Annotated in this window: 15 protein-coding genes; 7 read left to right on the forward strand and 8 right to left on the reverse strand. The window is 44.4% G+C overall.

Translation table 11 applies throughout. The annotated features are described in order from the left end of the window. Positions 1 to 3 precede the first annotated feature (3 nt). Positions 4 to 300 carry a rhodanese-like domain-containing protein gene (locus tag A3EU_RS0115060; RefSeq protein ID WP_020537014.1) on the forward strand — a complete coding sequence of 99 codons (297 nt, stop codon included), beginning with the start codon at positions 4 to 6 and terminating at the stop codon, positions 298 to 300. A gap of 59 nt (positions 301 to 359) precedes the next feature. Here the strand turns inward: A3EU_RS0115060 and A3EU_RS0115065 are convergent, their stop codons facing one another. Further along, the gene (locus tag A3EU_RS0115065) at positions 360 to 1,010 is read right to left on the reverse strand and encodes an SPOR domain-containing protein (protein ID WP_020537015.1); all 651 of its coding nucleotides are present in this window, start codon (positions 1,008 to 1,010) and stop codon (positions 360 to 362) included. A gap of 402 nt (positions 1,011 to 1,412) precedes the next feature. Between A3EU_RS0115065 and A3EU_RS0115070 the strand changes: the two genes are divergently transcribed. Both A3EU_RS0115070 and A3EU_RS0115075 read left to right on the forward strand, forming a co-directional pair. Continuing rightward, positions 1,413 to 2,558 (forward strand): ankyrin repeat domain-containing protein, encoded by a 1,146-nt coding sequence (locus A3EU_RS0115070; protein WP_020537016.1) that lies wholly within the window; start codon positions 1,413 to 1,415, stop codon positions 2,556 to 2,558. An 82-nt stretch (positions 2,559 to 2,640) separates the two neighbouring features. Next, entirely contained in the window at positions 2,641 to 4,935 is a 2,295-nt protein-coding gene (locus A3EU_RS0115075; RefSeq protein ID WP_020537017.1) for an FdhF/YdeP family oxidoreductase, read from the forward strand. 8 nt (positions 4,936 to 4,943) lie between these two features. On the opposite strand, the gene A3EU_RS0115080 is transcribed toward A3EU_RS0115075, so the two are convergent. The 3 genes from A3EU_RS0115080 to A3EU_RS0115090 form a co-directional block, all read right to left on the reverse strand. Continuing rightward, entirely contained in the window at positions 4,944 to 7,577 is a 2,634-nt protein-coding gene (locus A3EU_RS0115080; RefSeq protein ID WP_020537018.1) for a TonB-dependent receptor plug domain-containing protein, read from the reverse strand. A 6-nt stretch (positions 7,578 to 7,583) separates the two neighbouring features. Continuing rightward, positions 7,584 to 8,504, reverse strand: a complete 921-nt coding sequence (locus tag A3EU_RS0115085; RefSeq protein WP_020537019.1) for a FecR family protein — start codon at positions 8,502 to 8,504, stop codon at positions 7,584 to 7,586. 87 nt (positions 8,505 to 8,591) lie between these two features. Continuing rightward, positions 8,592 to 9,107 (reverse strand): RNA polymerase sigma factor, encoded by a 516-nt coding sequence (locus A3EU_RS0115090; protein ID WP_020537020.1) that lies wholly within the window; start codon positions 9,105 to 9,107, stop codon positions 8,592 to 8,594. Positions 9,108 to 9,248: 141 nt separating this feature from the next. Here A3EU_RS0115090 and A3EU_RS30605 point away from each other — a divergent pair, with 141 nt between their 5' ends. Then, on the forward strand, positions 9,249 to 10,847 hold the full coding sequence (locus A3EU_RS30605; protein WP_020537021.1) for a cytochrome c peroxidase: 1,599 nt from the start codon (positions 9,249 to 9,251) through the stop codon (positions 10,845 to 10,847). Positions 10,848 to 10,940: 93 nt separating this feature from the next. Here the strand turns inward: A3EU_RS30605 and A3EU_RS0115100 are convergent, their stop codons facing one another. The 4 genes from A3EU_RS0115100 to A3EU_RS0115115 all read right to left on the reverse strand — a co-directional run bounded on the left by A3EU_RS0115100 (position 10,941) and on the right by A3EU_RS0115115 (position 18,696). Beyond that, on the reverse strand, positions 10,941 to 11,426 hold the full coding sequence (locus A3EU_RS0115100) for a thioredoxin family protein (protein WP_026211411.1): 486 nt from the start codon (positions 11,424 to 11,426) through the stop codon (positions 10,941 to 10,943). Between the two features lie 10 nt (positions 11,427 to 11,436). Continuing rightward, positions 11,437 to 13,725: a TonB-dependent receptor gene (locus tag A3EU_RS0115105; RefSeq protein ID WP_020537023.1), complete on the reverse strand. Its 2,289-nt coding sequence runs from the start codon at positions 13,723 to 13,725 to the stop codon at positions 11,437 to 11,439. A 181-nt stretch (positions 13,726 to 13,906) separates the two neighbouring features. Further along, positions 13,907 to 16,663, reverse strand: coding sequence for an FG-GAP-like repeat-containing protein (locus A3EU_RS32890; protein ID WP_020537024.1), 2,757 nt, complete (start codon positions 16,661 to 16,663; stop codon positions 13,907 to 13,909). Between the two features lie 89 nt (positions 16,664 to 16,752). Continuing rightward, positions 16,753 to 18,696 carry a hypothetical protein gene (locus tag A3EU_RS0115115; protein ID WP_020537025.1) on the reverse strand — a complete coding sequence of 648 codons (1,944 nt, stop codon included), beginning with the start codon at positions 18,694 to 18,696 and terminating at the stop codon, positions 16,753 to 16,755. A gap of 358 nt (positions 18,697 to 19,054) precedes the next feature. Between A3EU_RS0115115 and A3EU_RS32895 the strand changes: the two genes are divergently transcribed. From A3EU_RS32895 to A3EU_RS30620, 3 genes are read left to right on the forward strand one after another with little or no spacing between them, the layout of a single operon-like run. Further along, positions 19,055 to 20,638, forward strand: a complete 1,584-nt coding sequence (locus A3EU_RS32895) for an N-acetylmuramoyl-L-alanine amidase (RefSeq protein WP_020537027.1) — start codon at positions 19,055 to 19,057, stop codon at positions 20,636 to 20,638. A 40-nt stretch (positions 20,639 to 20,678) separates the two neighbouring features. Beyond that, a complete protein-coding gene (locus A3EU_RS0115130) occupies positions 20,679 to 21,218 on the forward strand; it encodes a hypothetical protein (RefSeq protein ID WP_020537028.1) in 540 nt (179 codons plus the stop codon). 16 nt (positions 21,219 to 21,234) lie between these two features. Then, on the forward strand, positions 21,235 to 21,645 hold the full coding sequence (locus A3EU_RS30620; protein ID WP_281169153.1) for an FAD-dependent oxidoreductase: 411 nt from the start codon (positions 21,235 to 21,237) through the stop codon (positions 21,643 to 21,645). Positions 21,646 to 21,802: the final 157 nt, after the last annotated feature.

Raw genomic sequence — 21,802 nt, forward strand, 5'->3', positions numbered from 1 at the left:
GCTATGGATATTAGTGTAAAAGACCTCAAGGCCCGCATGGATGCAGGTGATCAAGATTTCGTCTTAATTGACGTAAGAGAACCCGGTGAACACGACGCCTTCAATATTGGAGGAACGCTTGTTCCTGTAGGAACGATAGCTGGCGCAGTGGATGACCTAGAAGCTCATAAAGACAAAGAGGTAATCGTTTACTGCCGCAGCGGTGCCCGGAGCGGCATGGCGCAAGGCTTTCTGCAGCAGCAGGGCTTTAAGAATGTTCGCAACCTGACCGGTGGTATGATGGCATGGCAGGCCATGTAGGATACCCCCAAAAGCATTGGAACCAAGTCCCTTTACAAAAGGTACTTGGTTCCAAGTATTTACTTCTTCTCGTCTACAATAGCGTCTACCCCTTTTCCGACCAACTCATTGACCAGCCGCTTTGCATCACCATAGCTGCTGAATCTGTCGACCAAGACCACCGCAAAAGACCCCCGATCGAATAGGCTTACCTGGGTATTATTGTAACCCATTTTGCGTAATCGGGCCACTTGGTTATCCGCATTCACACGCTGACGATAAGACCCCGCAACAACCATATAACGACCACTATTACTCGTTGAGTTGTTTACTGCCGGCGTAGGAGTCGTAGTAGTGGCTGTACTACCTTTCGAGGTAGTTTCATCGGTAAGGTTATCTTTTTCAGCAAGACCAGACGTTTCATTGTCCATTTCATCTGCAGAAGCATTGGTACTCGCCGCACCAGTAGTATTCTCCTCATTATCTGTATTGCCGTAGGTAGCAACCTGATCGTCGTCCAGGTCAACATCATCTCCAGCTGTATCTACTTCATCATCCCAGTCTTTGTAAGTACTATCATCTGTACTAGCAGTGTCTTCGTAACTATCCTCAATGGAGCTAGTAGGCTCTTCAGGAGGATTAACGAGGTTAACTATCTTATACACCAGGTAACCAAGTGCAGCCAAGCATACTATAACAATGGCAATCGTGAGCACATCAAGTTTTGACATAAGTGAGCTTTTTTCAGTTATTATTCTGCTGTTCATTGTTCTTTCTCAGAACAACATTTTCGTCCGTATCTACCGGACCGCGTTTTAGTGATTTTACTCGGCCACCAAAATACAGTCTTTTTTTGGATTTCTTTAACACTCATTTACATTACTGAAAACCAGCAAATTACAACTCAACCTGCGACTTGACACAATTGACGATATAATAAAAGTTTGCCTAAGTTCATTAATTACTTGTCTCGACTCAAGAGAGACGAAATCCTTATTCCTTCAAACTACCGTCCATAAGTTTTTCTTCACGCTTCCTGGCTTTACCCAGGCTTAAATGGCTATTACTATAAGTAAGATTGTACACGATAAATCAATTTCGTAAACCGGGTAACCCCGAAAAAACCAAGCAAAATGCGTAACCTATTTTATTTATGCGCGCTGGTAATTTTAGCGACAAGTAGTGTACAAGCTCAAGAAGAAACCTCCATTCCTGATACTCCTGCCAGCAACGCTGAGGATGTGCTCAATATGCCCTCCAAGTGGGACAAGTTAAAAGATGACAAAAAAATCCGCTTCCTTTTTGCTGCCGTCGAACGCGGAGATGTGGAGCTGGCACAAACCATGCTACCAGATGTAAGTCTTCCTTACTATCAGCACAATACTGAAGGAGAAACCTTACTCACTTTAGCCATCGAAGCGGGGCAATATGAAATGGTAAAGTGGCTTTGTGAAGATGCCGTCATTAATCTTAAAAACGAAGATGGAGAAACCCCATTGACGCTGGCCATTAAGGAGCAAAACATGGGTATTATCAACCTGGTGCTAGAGCGTGCAAAAGCAGATCTACCTAATGACCAAGACGAAACACCTCTGATGTTGGCCGTATCGTATGGCTACGAACCTGCTTTTTTAAAACAATTAACGAGCCTTGGCGCTAACCCAAATCGTTTATCCAATGGCATTAGTCCTCTTTCCCGTGCAGTCGAAAAAGAAAACATTGCTAACGCAGCCATGCTCGTGCGTTATGGCGCCGACCCCAGCATTGCTAATAAAGATGGTATTATACCCCTTTACCAAGCGGTGAAATTAGATCACTCAGTGTTGGCGGGCGTATTATTACACCGAAGTACGCAGCCCGGCAAGGATGCTAATTGGCAAACGCCCATTGGAGAAACCTTAACGAATATGGCTGTTACGCAGCAAAACACGGCCATGCTGCGGGTATTAGTCGAAAAAGGTGCCAATGTGAATACCGTGGACTATATGGAAAACACCCCACTTCATCTGGCAGCAGAGCGTGGGATGACCGATGCGGTAGATATACTCTTGGCTAATGGGGCCTTTGTTGACCCAATAAACATCATGGGCGTTACCCCCATCATGGCAGCGGCCCAACGTGGGCACGATGACTTGGCTAGTCACTTGGCGCAAGCTGGTGCTAATCCTAATTTGCGGGATTACTCAGGAATTGCGGCGAACGACTTTGGTACTTACGAATACACTGATCCTTATCTACAACAAGAGGTAGATTTCCTTTTACAAGAATCAAATGAGTAGTTAATTTGGCAGGTCATTTGTTCTGGGTAAAACCATTACCTTTGGCGATCAAAAATGACCTGCCAAATTACCGATAGTTCTCATGTCTGATCAGAAGCCTAAGCACGAAACACCTACCGCACATACCGGCCTTAAAATTAAAGCTCCCAAAGCCAAGGCCGCCGGCATTCCCGGCATCGCCAAAGCAGTAGGCCAAGCCAATCGTTACATGAAAACGGGGCAGGCTATCAAGCTTTCGCTAAAACTCAATCAAAAAGGAGGGGTCGATTGCCCAGGGTGTGCATGGCCAGACCCCGACGATGACCGTAGTCGTCTTGGAGAATACTGTGAGAACGGTATGAAAGCCATTGCTGAAGAAGCTCAAAAAACAACTATTGGCCGCGATTTTTTCGCACAAAATAGTGTTGCAGAATTAGGCGATTGGTCTGACTTCAAGTTGGGAAAATCCGGGCGAATAGCTGAGCCTATGGTGCTTGAAGCAGGGGCGACTCATTACACCCCCATCAGTTGGAAGGAGGCCAATGCGATGATTGCAGGAGAGTTAAAGGCGTTGAAAAATCCAGACGAGGCAGTTTTTTACACCTCCGGCCGCACCAGCAATGAGGCTGCTTTTATGTACCAGCTAATGGTTCGTTCATTTGGCACGAATAATATGCCAGACTGCTCAAACATGTGCCACGAATCTAGTGGGCATGGCCTTAACAATACAATTGGAATAGGCAAGGGCACCGTTTCCCTTGAAGATATACACAATTCCGACCTGCTGTTGATTATTGGTCAAAACCCGGGCACCAATCACCCCCGGATGTTATCATCCCTCGAAAAATGCAAGGAAAACGGAGGGAAAATAATCACTATCAATCCTTTGCGCGAAGCTGGCTTGGTTAATTTCATCAACCCACAGCGGTTGGGCAAAGTACTAGGTGGCGGCACCCCATTGACCGACCTACACCTACCTGTAGCCTTGAATGGTGATGTCGCCTTACTGAAAGCCATCATGCTCCGTATTTGGCACCAAGACAGAGAACAAGGCGGCAGTATTTTAGACTGGGATTTCATCAGTGAGAAAACGGCAGGTTACGAAGCTTTTGTTGAAGACTTGCGGCGTCAAGATTTCACTGATTTAGCGACAGCTAGTGGTGTCCCAAGGGCACAAATACTAACCGCTGTTGATATGATCAGAAAAGCTAAAAGTGTGATTATTTGCTGGGCAATGGGGGTCACACAGCATGAAAACGGCGTCGCCAATGTGCAGGAGATTGTCAATTTACTGCTAATGAAAGGCGCTATTGGCAAACCCGGATCAGGGGTATGCCCAGTACGAGGCCACAGTAATGTACAGGGTAATCGGACGGTAGGCATTTGGGAGGCTCCTCATGATGCTTTTCTTGATAAACTAGCAACAAACTTTGGGATCAATCCTCCCCGAAAGCATGGTTACTCTACCGTGGAAGCAATTCATGCTATGAATCGAGGAAAAGTAAACGTCTTTTTTGCACTAGGGGGCAACTTCCTTTCTGCGGCGCCCGACACCGCTTATACTGCCACCGGGCTAGAGCGATGCCAACTTACGGTACATGTGAGCACTAAACTCAATCGAAGTCACCTGGTTACAGGAAAACGTGCGCTCATACTTCCTTGTTTGGGGCGTACAGAAATCGACTTACAAGACCAAGGAGAACAATTTGTTACTGTTGAAAATAGCATGAGTATTGTGCATCGCAGTAAAGGGGTGCTCCCTCCTTGTTCTGAACACCTGCGTAGTGAGCCTGCCATTATTGGAACATTAGCAGCGGCCTTACTAGGCGACCAAGCCACTGTATCTTGGCAAGAATGGGTTGGTGATTATGACTTGGTACGGGAAGCCATTGAAAAAACCATTCCCGAATTTGCAGGCTACAACGAAAAAGTACGCCATGATTTTGGTTTCTATCTCCCGAATGGCCTACAGAATGGTCAGTTTCCAACATCCGACGGGAAAGCTCACTTTACTGTAAACAAAGTCCCCACGAATCAATTAAACGAGGGGGAATATCAGCTGATGACCATTCGAAGTCATGACCAGTTCAATACAACCATTTATGGTCTGGATGATCGCTATCGAGGTGTTAAAAATGAGCGCCGGGTTGTGTTTATGCATCCGGAAGATATGAAGGCTCGTGGGTGGCAAGCCAAGCAGGCCATTAACCTCATCAACGAACACGGCGGCACAAGGCGGGTAGCAGAAAGCTTCTTGCTCGTCCCCTACGATATCCCTAGAAATTGCCTGGCGGCCTATTTTCCGGAAGCCAATGTACTGGTGCCTATAGACAGCTTTGATGACCGTAGTAAAACGCCCGCATCAAAGCGAATTGTAGTACGGTTGGAAGAGGCATAAAATCAATACTACTTCCATTCTACCCGAATCACAAAACTGGGTGTAAAGCCTATCTGTATACTGTCTTCGAAAAGTATACCCAATGGCATATTAGGGCGATTGTCTATAAAGTATTCCCGTTCGTAAGTATTGGTCTGATTATAAACATTCAAGAAAGACAAGCCTACTATGCCGGCCCATTTATCAGGTGTCTTTACGTTTAATGTGTAAACGATGGCGGCATTTAGCTGATGCTGAGCAGAGAGCCGCTGAGCATTAAATGCTTCATAGATTGGACGAATCACTTCTTGTCCACCCGGGGGAATTATTATCTCAAAATCTTCCAATAAGGAATAAGGAATTCCACTATTAATTTGCCAACTCAAAGAGTATTCCCAACGACCTCTTCGGTAAGTGCCCGCCCAAAACAAGCGATGTAATTGGTCAAATGGCGCTGCAAAAACGGGGTCAAAAAAGGTGGGAAACTTATACGTGACGTTACTCAAAGAGTAACTCAACCAAGTGGAAAAGCCTGTCCAGCGTTTTTTCACCAATAAATCAAAGCCCCGAACGCTAGACGTACCAAGATCAAAGCCCTGACTTGGGCGGGGTAAAAAGCCAATAGCCAGCGCACTAAGTCCTTTACTTTCTTTCGCATAAATCTGTGCATCGATGAGCCAACCTTTCTTTTCATATAGTAATCCTGTTTGCCAATGCACCGCATTGATGACAGGGGCCCGCTCATCTGCCAGTACCCAAATTGGGCTACTAATACCGATGTTGGCCCCTTTGAATTCATTAAGCTGGCTGACAAACTGATAGTACTTACCCGCAGCAAACTGCCACCTCAAGGATGGATTAAATTGATGCCACAACTGTAATCGCGGCTCCCAGTAAAGTGAACCTGTATTGGCGTAACGGCTTACCCTAAGTCCAAGATGGATACCCGTTTTTTGCTGTGCATCCATCTGATAAGTGGCAAAAAGGGTATGAAGTAAAGAAGCACTGCCTCCGGTTTGGTTGGCCAAATTAACCTCCTGCTCCTTTTCGACAACTTCGTAACCAAGCTCGTAATTCGTTATTTGATACCCTAACAATATATTTGCTTCCGATGGTAGTTGGTAATTAGTACTTAGCTTCAAAAGCTGTTCCTGAATATCATTGTCCCTGCGCCCGAAGTCATCCCCCAAAGATGGGTTTCGCTTATCTATCGTAAATTCGTAGTTGTAGTCATGATTGGTACCTAGTGCTGTTAATTTAGTAGACCAGAAAGGTGTCCAACGGCGTTGCCAAGAGGTACTCCATCCTTGGTTCTCTACATAGAGGTCGTCATAGTGATCTTGGCCTCGGCGGTCGTCACTCAATATATTATTGTAACTGTTACGAGCCCACAAGTAAGAGAATGCAACCTGATCCCTTTCTGATAAGTCAACCGCATATTTCAATTGGGTATCCACAAAGTTAAAATCCTCTGTAACACTTAGTCCATCGGGTAAATCATTGGCCGAAAAATTTCCTTTTAGCAGACTTTGCTGATTACGAAAACTTAATTGTTGATAATAAGGAGAAGAAAGAAGTTCCGTCATAGAACGGCGCAATGAAACACGCAAAGCACCTCCATTTCCAGGCATCTTCAATTGACCATCTAAAAATGAAGCCAGCAAGTTAGTTCCTAGTCCAATGCGGTTTTCTTTTGCTTTCAATGGTTTTGCCCGCATATCAACCACTCCTGCTATCCTTCCACCATATTCTGCCCCGAAACCTCCTCGATACACCTTGACCTCATCTATGGCATAGGGNTTAAGGGCAGAAATTGTCCCAAAATAATGAGCACTGTGGTAAATGGGAATATCCTCCCATAGAATAAGATTCTGGTCAGGTGTACTGCCCCGAATATGTAAATTTGCCAAAGCACCATCCGGGCTGGAAATACCTGGTAAATTTTGCAGCGCCTCCAATATATCCGGTTCTACTTTTCCAGGAAGGGTACGCATTCTTCGAGGATTCAAAGCTGTAGCAAACCCAGCATCATCCAAATGTACGCCGTCACTTAGGTAATCGGTAACAATGACAAAATCTTCCCCAAAATCGTAATAAGAAAGTTTGATCTCTGCCATAGAAAGCGCCAAAAAATCATTGACCGATAGCCGAAATTCTTTATACCCCACATAGCTCACAACCAGGGTATCTGTGATATCGTTTGGCGCATCAAAACAAAACCGACCATCTTGTTGAGTTGTAGCACCGAGCGCATTTTTCAACAAATAGGCATTGGCATAAGGCAAGGGAGCCAAGGTCAAACTATCACGAACCAAGCCACAAAACGAGCGAAGGATTGGGTTATCAATTACTTGATCACGCGGAACCAATAAAACAAACCGATCATTGACTATTTCGAAATTCAAGTTCGTCTGTTCGAAGATTTTATCCAGAAATTGATCAAGTTCATTCGTACTATACTCCAAGCTGATAGAGGTCGCGCTGATTTGTTCTTCTTCATAAGAGAAAAGTAAATTANAGTCTTTCTCTAGTACCTTGATCACCTCTATTAAAGGCGACTTTTGAAAAGACGCTTGATAAGTAGCTGACTGGCCAAAACAATTACTTGCTCCTATAAGCATGCCAAGTACTACTACCCCCAAAAAAGCAAGGTAACTCTTCATAACTGCTTATTCCTGAAATAGATTTACTTGTTGCTCACCTTTAATATCATAGCGAATATTGAGAGGGCGAAAAACAGTCATTAAAGCTTCTTCCAGGTTCTCTTGCTGAAAATTAACGGTAACCACACGTTTCATGTCCACATTGTTCGTCTTTATCTGAACCCCAAACTGTCGTTCTAATTCCGCCACTGCACGTTCTAAGGGAACCGTCTGTAATTTAGTAATACCATCTAACCAACTGGCTTGTTTTTCTGCTTCGTCGAGCATCCAGGTGACAGGAGGTTCGTTTTCGCTAAAGCGAATAGCCTCTCCCGCTTTCAACTCGCGGCTTATCTCTTGTAAGAGGTATTGCACCATGACTTTACCACTAAAACAGCTTACCTCCAGTAAACCATTTCGGCTCACCACATTGAATCGGGTACCGACAACCGTAATCTCACCAGCAGACGTGTTGACAGTAAACGTACTTCCTTCTTCTACAGCAAAGAAAGCTTCTCCTACCAATTGCACCTCTCTCTCTCCTGGCCATTTACTCGCCTGAAATGACACCTCGCTTTCGGCATTAAGTGATACCGTCGACTGGTCTGGCAGCATCGTTGCAACCCGTTGGGCTAGCCCCGCAGAAAAAATGGTAGGTGCAGGAGCGCGAAAAACAAAGAAACCTATCAATAGTAAAACAGCCGCAGCCGCAGCATAAGGTAGCAAGTAATGAATGCGGCCGCGGTTATTTGTTGATGAGGCTGTTTTCTTCTCAGATAAGATATTGGTAAGTATTACTTCTTGTTGTAGCTCTGGGCCGGAAAGGAGCCCTATCCCTCTCTTGATTCTTTGCAAGGAATTGTATTCAGGGCGCTGCTCAAATTCTTTCTGCTCATCAGAAGATAAGTTGCCGTTTACCCATTTATGTAGGAGTTCATCATTTTTCATGACCTGGTTTATTATGAAAAAGAAAGCTTTTATATAAAGACCCGTTTATTGGTACAGCACCTACTACTCGTCACTCGTTTTAATAAATTATTTAAGCGCCGCCACGACCAGCCTTAAACTATCCAATGCTTTATAGATTCTTTTCTCCACTGCCTGCCGGCTAATTCCTAGTAGTTCAGCAATTTCTTTATATGTTTTTTTGTCAATACGGCTTAATAAGAAAACGACCCTTTGTTTTTCAGGAAGGTCAGCAATCGCTGCTTGCAGCTGGTGAGCAAGTTCTTTTTCCTCCAAAAGAAACTGAGGGTCCTGAACTTTGCTTGAAGAAGGTTGTGTCTGCTCGTATTGCAATACGACTTTCTGATGCTGATGGTTATTGGTTAAAAGATTTTTAGCAACGGTAAAAACGTAACCGCGGGCCGTAGAAAAAGCCACTTTTTGACAATTTTTCCAAAGCCGGCTAAATGCTTCCTGAACGATATCCTGGGCTAAGCTATCATTACCCGTTTGGTAAAACAGGTAGCTATGCAAAGTTTTAGCGTAAGCTCTAAAGACCTTTGTAAAGGTTGATTCAGCGCAGAGTTGCTCTTCTGATTCAGGCATTAGAAAAAATATTACAATAAATATAATCCTCCATTGGTAGGTGTTACACCATTTAACTGGTCTTTATGTTCGAAGTCAATTTTAAAGGTGCAGCCCCAAAGGCATACAAATATATGCGCTTAAACGAAATAAACAGTTACAATGAAACAACGCCTCGGTATATTGATAGCAAGCATAGTTGCATTAGCGGGCTTGAACGGCACCATTAACTTGAATGAATTGTTCAATTACGAAGATCAGGATTTTCCGCTTTATGTAAATCGGGATAATACGCCTCCTAATAACAGTATCAATGACGCAATGGCCACTTTGGGGCGGGTGCTTTTTTATGATACTAACCTTTCTGCAAACAATGAAGTAGCCTGTGCCAGTTGTCATAAGCAAGCGTTTGCTTTTGGCGATAACGCCACACAAAGCCTGGGGCTCAACAATGGGCTTACTGGCCGCCATTCTATGCGGCTTGTAAATGCTCGATTTGCGGATGAGGGCCGTTTTTTCTGGGATGAAAGAGCCGTATCCCTAGAAGATCAAACCACCCGTCCTATCCAAGATCACGTAGAAATGGGGTTCAGTGGTGCGGATGGCAACCCGTCATTAGACTCGTTGTTTCGGAAACTCAGCGACATTCCTTATTACCAGGAGCTGTTCTCCTTTGCCTATGGAAATTCTAACATTACAGAGCCAAAAATGCAGCGCGCACTGGCACAATTCATTAGAAGCATTCAATCTTTTGATGCCAAATACGATGTTGGTCGCGCCTTGGTAAATAATAACAATCAGCCTTTTCCCAATTTTACAGCACAGGAAAACTTAGGAAAAATGCTATTCGCCCAAGCTCCTAATCAAGGAGGGGCAGGCTGTGCTGCTTGTCACCGCCCACCTACTTTTGACATTGACCCCAATAGTAATAACAATGGCGTAATTGGTGTTGCTGGCAGCCCTGACGACACCGATTTAACGAATACCAGAGCCCCTTCCCTGCGCGATTTAATAAATCCGCTAGGACTAAGCAATGGGCCCTTTATGCACGATGGAAGCTTGTTGACACTAATGGATGTCATAAACCACTACGACAACATTAATTTCAATCCTGCCATTAATCCAAACCTAGACCCACGCTTGAGAGGAGGACAAGTCGGCGGTGGACCAGGACAAGGACAAAACCTGGGCTTGAGCCAAGCAGAGAAAAATGCCCTCGTTGCGTTTTTAGGCACGCTATCAGGTTCCGAAATATATACCGCTGAAAAATGGTCTAATCCTTTTGATCAAAACGGGGAATTATCGATAATTCCTGTTTGTGGCACACCAGCACATGTGATCTTAGAGGCCACCATCTGTAGCGGCGACCTTTTTGAAGGGTACAGTGAAACAGGTATTTATACGGATGTATTTTCAGCAGCCAATGGATGTGACTCCATTCGCGAGCTTCAGCTCATTGTTTTACCCAAGAATCACCCCGACTGTGTTGTCAATGGCACCAATGAAGCGATTGTAAATGGTACTGCTTCCACCTACCCTAATCCTTTCCGGAACGAACTAACTATTGAATTTTCGAGCTCGGCAGTGGAAACCATCACTCTTTATGATCTCCACGGGCGACCTTTAATCACGGAAGAAACGAGCTACAACGACGACCTTGTTCATTTAGACACTTATCAACTTCCCGCAGGGCTATATCTCGTCATAGGGCACAGTGCTAATGGGGAACGCATTTTCACGACCAAAGTGCTGAAAGAATAAGCATACCGCTTAAAAAATCCTTTTGAAGTTGTTTGACAGGAATCGGGGGATTCCTCTATCCCAGGGCGTCTAAAGCATAGCTTTAGGCGCTCGTTATTTTAGTGTTGCTGCCAAAATATTCAAGAACATATCCGCAGGGATGAATGCACCGTACTGAAAAATGATTTCATAGTTTTCATTCATAATGACCAGTGTAGGATATTGAAGTTGGTCATTGATCGTACCAATGGCTGTTGCCAGTGTATGGGCACCGGTACCATTACCCGTTGGTTGAAAAGGGAAGGACTGGTTTCCAAAAATTATAGTCTCCTCTGTTTCCGCATTTAGTGACAAGAAGTAGAAGTGATCGTTTAGTAATACATTCACGTCAGGGTCGCGTAAAGTCGTCTTTTTCATATTTTGGCAATACCTGCACCAATCAGTATGCAGAAAGATGACCATTGGGCGAGGTGCTGCCAGCTGGAGGCTGTCAATCTCTGTAAAAAAGGTTCTTCTTGGCAATTCAGCTTGTGCTTTAGCGCAAAAACTAAACGCCATAAGTATTGCGCAAAAAACAACGGGTAATAATATTTTTCTCACAAGGCTGTCTTTACTTCAACGTATACCGTACCCCCACAAATCCGCGAATCCCTTGATTGGGTCCATAGACATAGCTGGGATCGAAAGTCAAGGCATTGGGGTTGGTTTCGGTAGCAATCACATTGCCATTGCTATCAAAGTCGACGCCACGATCAAAAGGATCAAAAGCACGGGCAATGAGCGGAAAATCCTGGTTCTTCCAAGGCGTCCAATTGAGTAGGTTTTTCACGCCTGCATAAATTTCTACGTTTTTCTTTCCACGGTAAGTGAGTTGAATATTCTGGATACTCCAAACAGGCGATTCTGGTGCACGCGGATCAAGTTCTCCCAACAAAGGAAGACGCATAGGGCCGTAGATATTCCCCGTATAATCCAGCGCCAACTTATGGTCCCAAAGCTGGTAGGTCAAGGCCCAGGTTCCTGTGAATCGTTCTGTAAGGATTTGGCGTTTTTTGATATCGTTTTCCTCGGTAGAAACATCCATAAAGGTAGCTCCCAGCAGCAAACTTAATCCATTTGACAATGTAATATCAACATTGGTGCTAATACCTTTGGTAACGGCTCTACCATCGAGGTTATCATAAATAATTTGGTTGGCGTTGGTTTCATAGTCGGGGTAAATCACGTTGGTAAAATGGGTATACCAGGCTGCTAATTCAAACCCTACGAATCCTCCCCGAGGCAAGTATGTTTTGCGGGTGTAGTTGAGATTGAGGTTATAAGACTGTTCTGGAGCCAGTTGCTCTGCAATAACTACTTCCCTTGCACCGGTAAGGGCGGCATGTTCTTCGGTAAAAAGATTGACAACACGAAAACCCGTACCCGCATTTAGTCGCAGAATATCCTGATCACTGAGCGACCATTTGTACGCAAAGCGTGGTGTAAAGATATTTCCATGGTCCTTATTATAATCATAACGGAGTCCTAGTAATAGTTTATGCTGTTGGTGCAAAACTATTTCATCCTGAAAAAATATTCCAGGAAGCCAGATTTCGTCAGGCTGATTCAATGGATTACTATCATCTCCACCTGTAGCAGGCGTATTATCATCATAAAAAGTATACCTCAATGCTGTCCCCAGAAGCAGATCATGAGATCCTATTTGTTTGTCCCAGGTTAGTTGTCCGAAAGCAATTTTCTGTTTTGCAAGGTAAGCCAAGTCACCGTAGACCGAGTTTTGATCGTGGCTATTAAACGAAGTAGAAAGCAGTAATTTTTCTTCCGTAGGCAATTGGTAGGAACTTAAAAACTCGATGCGTTCTGTGTAGATACTTTCACCGTAAACTTCATCCCCTCCCCGATAACTTTTGTTCCAGTCCAGTTCTCCTCCCCAACGATTTTCGTAATAATAGCGGCCAGCAAGGGTTAACAACCGATTGCTCTTACGGGCAAAATTCCACTTCTGGAAAACAGAAATACGTTCTTGTAGTGTGACGTCTGTAAAATTGTCTCCGTTGTTATCCACCAACTCATCATAATTATAATAATTGGCTCCAGTGAGAATACTGAGATTTTTTCCTGCCTTTAGTTTGATGCCCAAATCCAGATTGTACTCCTGCCAACTTGTAGCCATTACATCAGCGCTCACTAAGGGCGCATTGAGAGGATTCTTAGTGATAATATTGATGAGACCTCCAATAGCTTCGCTACCGTAAAGCGAAGAAGCAGGGCCTTTCACAATTTCCATTCGCTCAACTAGAGCATTCGGAATACCCGACAAGCCATAGACTGTAGCAAGGCTACTAACAATGGGCATTCCATCTATAAGAACCATCGTATATGGGCCTTCCAAACCGTTAATATGAATATCCCCCGTATTACAAACCTGACAGTTGAGCTGCGGACGAACGCCATTGACATTCTGAAGGGCTTCGTAGATATTAGGAGTAGGATTCTTTTTAAAAAAAGCGGGCGTATACACCTCTACTGGCACAGGGCTCTCTAGTCGACTTACCTCTTTAAGGGTGCCTGTCACGACTACTTCATCAAGCAAGCCTACTTGTTCCATAAGCTCAATATTCATTGCTGTGGTTGCGCCCTCTTCCACTACTACCTTTTCATCAAAGGATTGGTAACCTAGAAAAGAAACATTTATGGTATAGGCTCCTACAGGTATTTTGTCAAACTCAAACTTGCCGTCTTCATCAGAATAGGTGCCGTAATTGCTCTTTTTCAACGTAACTGTTGCGTAGTCAAGTGGGGCGCCATCTGCGCTCACCGTTCCTGTTATACTTCCTGTTTGAGCACTAAGGGCAGAAAAACAAAATACAGCGAGCAGGCAGTGTAAGAATCGTCTCATTGGGTAATTTGCTTGAGCTTTAAAAATATTTAGTCTTGCAAATATATAAATTTAGCCTAGGCTAAATAGGAAATTAAGTAAATAAAAATCCCGGACAGGTCGTTGGTCCTGTCCGGGATTAATATTTGTGTTTTAGTTTAAGTATACTTAGTACTGCGTACCAAATAACTTATACCCTTTTTTATTCAACTACAACTTTGTAGGTAGCCGTCCGGTCCCCCGCACGAAGCTGCAACTGATAAACACCAGCAGGCAATTTGCTGACATCAATATCTTGTGTTTGCAAGCCAAGGCTAGTATTTGTTAATGCTTCCTGGTAGACAACTTGTCCTAAAGCATTGAAAAGACGTAGCTGAAGATCAGCTTTTTCTACCAATGTCATTTCTACCCGCAGGTTGGTTTGAGCTGGGTTAGGGAACAAGCTTAAAGCTTCTACTTCCGGAATTTCATTCACATTTACAACAGTAATATCCACTGGTACCCGTGGTGAAATACAAGAAATGGCAGGCGTTTCTACTTGCCAGTTGTAGAAGTAGTAATAGTAATTATCGCCGTAATAAGAAGTGGTTATAGCGCCCAAGTCAGCACCAATGGCATAAGGGTAATTCACTTGTTCATTGTTACGGAATAGGTTATTCTCAGGACAGCGCAGTGACATTCCAGTTCCTTCAGCAACATCAAAATTAAGTTCGATTGTTTGAAGACCATGTACAAGGTCTACTTGTATTTCTTGTAGGACAACGTCATTAGCATCTGCCAATTGAATGGTTCTCATTCCTTCTTCTTGATCGTCCGGTACAAGTACATCTACGGTAAGAATTGTAAATGGTTCGTAAGCATCAAAATAGCTATATGCACCTACAGAAGGTACACCACCTGGGCCATCGACTGTGAGCTTTCCTCCTGCTTCAATTCCACCACCAAATATCTCGCCAGCTTCTACATAGAAGGTAGCATCTTCCGTAAGCGGATCTGTCATAAAGGTATTACCTGTACCCAGAGGAGTTCCACCAGTCGCTTCGCTGTACCAGGTAAGGTTTTCGCCACTAGCCGTCAACAATGCAACACCGTCTGGGTCAACTTCCACACTTTCTACTACAGGATCCGTTACTACAAAGGTAGTTACCTCTACTGCTTCGAGTGCTTCCATTTGTTCTTCTGAACATTGCGCATCTACAGCAACATTGTATATGCCACTTTCTTGCACAACGATGGTCTCGCCAGTCATGCCGTTGCTCCAAAGAGGATTGTCCCCGCTATTAACAGTCAAGCTTACTTCGCCGCCAGCACAGAATTCTACATCACCGTTTACAGCAATCACCGGAGGAGTATCTACTATATGTGTAATGGAAATATTGGGTGCGATAGAGGCACAACCACCTTCGTCAAAAACAACCAGTCCGTAAGAGCCTGGCTCCGTTACTTGTAGCGTTGGGTTGGTATCACCTGTTGTCCAAAGAATAGATTCGTAGCCAGCAGGAGCCGCTAACTCTACCATATCACCAGGGCAAATCGCCGTACTTCCCAAAACCTCTATCGTTTCAGCAGGCAGGGTACAATTTGCTTCCAAAATATTGTGCATCGTATTAATCTCTGGGTTTTCGATAACCGTACGAATACCAGATGGCCAGTTGATAACCAAGCTATCAATAGCCGTTGCTTCTCCAATTCCAAAATGGGCACAAAGGCTACTCATTGGGCTGAAACTCTGACCAGAGCGTACTTCCCGCATCTGCATCCCCCACTCGCCATAAATCATTACGCGTGAACCAATACCATTTTTATTGGAAATCAAGCCCTGGGTGTTGATCTTGATCCAGTTGTGATCATTACCATCATTAATATGCAAGCTGCCTCCACGAATAACATCCAAGAAACCGTCGTTATTGAAGTCACCAATACCACCTTCGTCAAAAGGAAGGTTCTGCCCGGTAAAAGTTAAATCACCATTATTGAGGTAAAGCTCATTGTTTAGTTCTGAGAAAATATCTACAAACCCATCGTTATTGAAATCGCCAGAAGCATTTTCCCATGCACCTAGGTCTCCAGGAGCGATGCCTGTAGTTTCGATAATATCTGTGAAAGTACCATCACCGTTATTGAGCATAAAGCGGTTTGCGAAATCGTGATTAACGATAAAGGCATCAAAATCACCATCGTTATCAAAATCTTCAAAAACGGTTGACCAAGACTGGGCATTGTCTGCCATATTCGCTTCTTCGCCAGCTTCGGTAAAGGTTCCGTCACCGTTGTTACGATAAAGTCTATTGGTACGCGTTGGGTCTCCCGGAGAAGCTCCACCACGGCATTTGGTGATAAACAAATCTGTGTGCGAATCATTGTTGTAATCCACCCAAATTGCAGCGTAGTTACCTGGCATATCCATCGTTTCAATCAGCGATTGATCTTCTACCATTGTGCCCAGACCATCTGAATTGAGGTAAGGGTGGCTGAGATCAACATCATGACAAACGAAAGCATCCAAGTGTCCATCTAGATTGATATCAAACATGGTTGAACGCTGAGAGAAAATATAATCAGGGTTGAAATACTCTGTATATGCGGTACCATCTTCATTCGCCATTACAAAAGACACGGCACTTCCTCCACCGAATAGTAAGTCATTGAAGCCGTTGCCATCCAGGTCGCCCGCACAAATACTCCAAGAAGGAGAATTGCTGAAACTAACAGGGCTAAACTGGTGAACAAAGCTACCATCAGGCTGCTGAAAATCGATGTTGACGCCACTATTTTGGATGCGCACGACGTCATCCAGGAAATCGCCATTCATATCAACGGCACAGTCATTAGACGACCCGCCGGAAACAGACGCCAATAAGCTCCCTTGGTTCGTAAAGGATACTGGTAGCGGTTGAGCTACCAAAGTGCCCCAAACGGTGAGGACCAGAGCCAAGGAAAAGAGTATATGTTTTTTCATTGCAAGGAATTTATGAAATAGAGAATAAAGTTACCAAAAAGCACATTAGCAATGCGCAGAAAACAATTGTCATTTGTTTTCGGTGCTCCTTAGTTCACCCACAATGTGCGTGTAAAGGTGCCTTCAGGGCTATTGAGGTAAACAATGATAATTTGTCTTTTGAATTGTAAGGGAACATAACTAGAACCTGCGGAGAGCCGCTGCTGCTGCAATTGTTGCCCTAAATAATTGTAAATCGTTAGTTCGGTAGCTACAGGAGTCTGAACCATTAGTTGTCGATCATTCGCAAGAAAGACTTCTGCATCTAGCGTAGGGGTTACGGGTTGTAGCCCCACAATACCGGCCATCGTCAGTTCGTCTTCGCCAACCAGGCTGGGAGTACGTTCAGCTTCATTAAACATTTCGACAAAGAGGTCAATTTCCGGAGTGCTTTCCGCAAACATCTCGGCCATCCACTTAGGTGGCATTGATTGATAATAAACGGTCGCTGTAATATCGAGTTCATCGAGGTATCCCAAGGTAGGAATGTGGTAATAAACCACATCTGAACCTGACCCTTCGCCCAGTTCATTTACATTAAAATCGGTATCAAACAAAGCCTCTCCTGATATACGAGTGGTATCGTACACTGCATGGCTTTGCGTAAAGCCTTTTGGGGGGATTCGGTTATCCTTTAGTGCGCTGGCCGCACGCAAGAGTACCGTTGTTTTTTGGTTATTAACATCACCCAGAACTTGTTCGTAGATCTGAACTTGGTCGGCCGAACGAATAGTAGCGTAATGAGGCTCATAAGAAGCATCATGGCCTGTTAGTTCATAATTGGCATCATACTCGCCGGAGTGAAAGAGCGTATCTCCTTCAGCAGTTCGAACAACCAAGCTTACAAAAGCACGGCGCGAAGGGTAACCAGAAGGAAACTTATGCCCCGCCATGTTGGTCAGACGCAATGCCACAAAGGCTGTATCCGCTGTACGGTCAAGATCCGTGAGTGCTACTTCCATTGTGCGAAAACGCAGCATATTTTCAGTAGCTGTGATTACCGCATCAAAATCCTGCGGCGTAGCCGATATTTGAAGTTCAGCGGCATTGTCTTTCATCAGCTTAAGCATATTGACATTGGCACCAGCTAACTCGTGTAAGGAAAACTTGTCACGCGGTACCGTTTCAAAGCCTGCCGCCAGATAAAATTGGCCTTTTTGCAAGGTTGGCATGTGGCAAGACTGACAACTAACATTATCGACAGCGTAATTCGAGTTGAGCCATTCGTGATAGGTGGCTTGCTCCACGTAAGTACCTCCTGTAAAGTTTCCTTCCAAATCTATGGTTTCTGTAATCAGGGTGTGGCAACCAGCACATACGCCAGCATCAGAGATATGAGGGCTGTAAACGGGTTCATACTGACTAGCTTCCAACATAGGTGATGACAATGGCGAAATAAAGGGACCAAAGGCCAGTCTTTCCGTTTCAAAAACCAATTCACCAGAATGGCCGTTCCCAAGATTTTCTTCGGATTGCTGGTGGCAAGCGAGACACGAAACCCCATCCAGTGCGATACTATCGTTGACCATCTCATCAATGGTATAGCTCTCTGCGCCCTGGTGAAAAGCAGCAAAATGCCCTAATGGCGCATGGCAGGTCGTACACTTTGTTTCAATCGCCTCCATATACTGAGGGTGCAGTAACACTTCGTGGCTGACCTTAGCCCGCCAGAAAGGATCTTTAGCAGAATTGGCCATCATAGTAGCGCGCCAATCGTCGACCAAGTTGATATCATTGCCCTGAGGATCAAGGCTGGCAATCATTGCTGTATCAAAACCGTGACATTGCACACACTCTCCAGATCCCGCAAAGAGCCCATTGTAGCCGCGTGGTAAAGAATCCGTAAGTGTCGTAAAAAAAGCAAATTCTTCGGTAGAATGAAAGGTATTTGCATCACGAGAAGCCTGAGAGTCAAGGCTAAAAAAAAGCGTGACTAACACAAATAAACTACCTATCAGCAAGTAGCGAAAATGGGGCAAGTTGGAAATTACCATCGTTGTATTCAGGTTACTACATCCCGAAGGATGAGGAAGTCGGACGTTGACTTAACTTAGTTGCTATAACAAGCCTTAAAGCTAGAAGTTATTTTTTTATCACAACAATAAAGATGCGTCACCTAGCTGACAGCCCTATTAACTAACAAGTAGAAAATTGATTTTTCTTACTAAATCAAAGAAGTTAACGAACAAAATCAATAGGAATAAACGTTTCAAATGCTCGTTTATCATTATTGTATTATTCAGGAATGGCTTACCTTCCCCTTCAAACATACTTGGGATTTGTCCCTACCACTAGGAGGGGCGATGATCAGCGAAGCTAATTTTCAAGCAGTTTAAAATCAAATGACAACCGATGCGGCTATTACAACTCCTCTCCTTTAGTATCTTCCTTTTCTCTTTTGCAGGCCTCAATGCCCAGCAAGGCCAACGAATGACCATTCCTGTTGAGTTTCCCCGTGATGCGACCGAACTCAATTATTTTGCGGAACTACCTTACGTAGATCAGCTTCCATTTTTTTCTTTTTTTGTGGAATGGCCCCAAGGCAACATTGACCCTGAATTTGAACTTAGGTTCACAAACGATTTGGAAAACTGGACGGAATGGGAAACACTTCATCCCGATTCCCACAACACAGAAAAAGGAATCACTCAACTCTATATCGGAAAGGCAGAACACCGCTATTTTCAGTTAAAAACAGCGCGGCGGGCCTCTAGTATAGAAACGGCAATACTGCACTTTTATCACCCTGGCCTTACGGCAGATGCCCCTGCCCCAACAGCGAATATAGACCCAGTTAATTCTTCTGCTTGCCCTTGTCCTGAACCAGACATTGAGAGTCGTGCAGAATGGTGCCCCTCCGGCGATTGTCCTGCTCAAACTTCTCCGACACCTACCGATGTCACCCACATGATTGTACACCATGCAGCAGGTACCAACAGTGCCACTGACTGGGCTGCAATCGTTCGTGCAATCTGGGACCTTCATGTCAATGGAAACGGCTGGTCAGACGTTGGGTACAACTACTTAATTGATCCTAATGGGGTTCTTTACGAAGGCCGCGGCTACAATATCCTGGGAGCACACTTTTGTGGGATGAATACAGGTACGATGGGCGTATGCATGATGGGTAATTATACAGATATCGAGCCAACCAGCGAAGCCCTGGAGAGTTTAGAGCGACTACTCGCTTGGAAGTCTTGCGACATTGGTGCCGATCCTTTAGGCGAAAGCTACCACAACTCTTCTAATGGCATTCTTAAAAACATCTCCGGTCATCGGGATGGCTGTGCAACTGCTTGCCCCGGCGACTCCTTCTACCCTCTCATGTCACAAGTCAGAGAAGAGACCAACAACATGATTTTGGCCAACTGTGCCGGCTTGTCCAGCCCAATCAGCTTGGCAGCTTCAGAAATCAATGAGACCACTTACTTCCTCAGTTGGGCACATAATTCTCCAGACGAAACGGGCTTCCAACTGGAGCGTAGCGAAGACGGAGGAGACACCTTCAATCTATACGCCGAGATAGGAGCCAACATGCTGAGTTTCGTAGAAACAGGATTGGAACTGGAGCGCATTTACGAATACCGAATCCGAGCTTTCAGCGAAATAGACACCTCTGATTACAGTAATATCGTAATCATCAATACCGGCGTAGTGGGCACTGACCAAGCCACCTTACCGAAGGATGCGCTGACGCTTTCTCCCAATCCTGCCAAAGACATCCTCCAGTTAACACTCGCCGGAGAATGGCAAGGCGCTGTAGAAATCCGCTTACTAGACCTGACACAGCGCCTGCTATTGGCCAAACAAAGCCAGAAGTACAGCACGCAGTGGAACGAGCAGTTGGATTTACGTGACCTGCCCGCCGGCACCTACCTCTTAAGCGTAGAAGTGGATGGGAAGCGCGGAATTTGGAAAGTGGTGAAAGCGCAGTAGGTGGTGTGGAGGAAATGAGTTCTGCGCAAAGAATATAATTATGATGAAAAACCCGATGAAGCTAGCCATTTCAAGTAGTCTTCTATTTTCTTTTTTGGCATCTGCAATAATACTTATTGATAGCTGTGCTAACCAGGAAGATGATTATGTGCACAGGACTTGGGATTGCGACGGTAGTGAAAGAGATGATTTTATTGGTGAATGGGAGATGCATAGTTTCGGTGCTACTGCAGTCGAAGCACTAAATTGTCCTGATACGATTTGTCCTCGTTTGAATTTAAAACTATATGAGGGCGGTGAATATCGTTTGGATTATTTCATGTATGCTCCTTCTTTAGAAAATCCTATATACGCTAGTAGGCAAGACACCGGTACCTTTGAGTTCGTGTGTGAGTACAATGATAGTTTTGCCTATAGAAGTTCTTATAATCGTATTAATGGTTCAATAATATTTTCACCGATCGGTCAAGATTTTTATACCTGGGAAATAACAGAGGATAGTTTCTGGGGCTTAAAAACAGATATGTTTATAGGAGGACCTGATGGATGGAGCGGCTGGGTAAGCCTTTGGAAACAATAAAACCGGTCAAGACCAAATCGTTTGTAACGATGGTGATTTACAGCCTATGCGCGGACAAATTTTACGGTGCAAAAAAATGGATATTCCCTCGTTTGCAGACGCAACAAAACAAGGCGCGCTAAGTTACGTGATAAACAGAACTGAAGATTGCATAATTGGCGGCACAGATTATGTAAATGATTACAATCTAAGTGTAGAAGAAAGTGATACTGAAATTATTGTCAATAGACTTTTAGCTAATGGCTTCTCACAACGCAAACCAGAAATCATTGAGGAGGTGGTAGGTCTTCGCCCAAAAAGAGCTTCCGTTCGTTTTGAGTTTGACCCCCAACACCCAAACATTTTTCATAATTACGGACACGGTGGTGCAGGTTTTACCGTGGCTTGGGGCTGTGCGATTGAGCTGGCAAAAGAAATAACATTATAAATGTTCGTCCCTTGGGGTAACCGTCGGTTTGTTAAAACTGAATCATCAGCCAATAGATACTAAAGTAGGTGATCCCTGCCTAGCAACAAGATCCAGCGCAACTACCATATTTACCTAGCCGAAGAGAAAAATTACTACTCTGCACCTTCCCTTGAGC

Source organism: Lewinella cohaerens DSM 23179, assembly GCF_000379805.1.
GTDB classification, from domain to species: domain Bacteria; phylum Bacteroidota; class Bacteroidia; order Chitinophagales; family Saprospiraceae; genus Lewinella; species Lewinella cohaerens.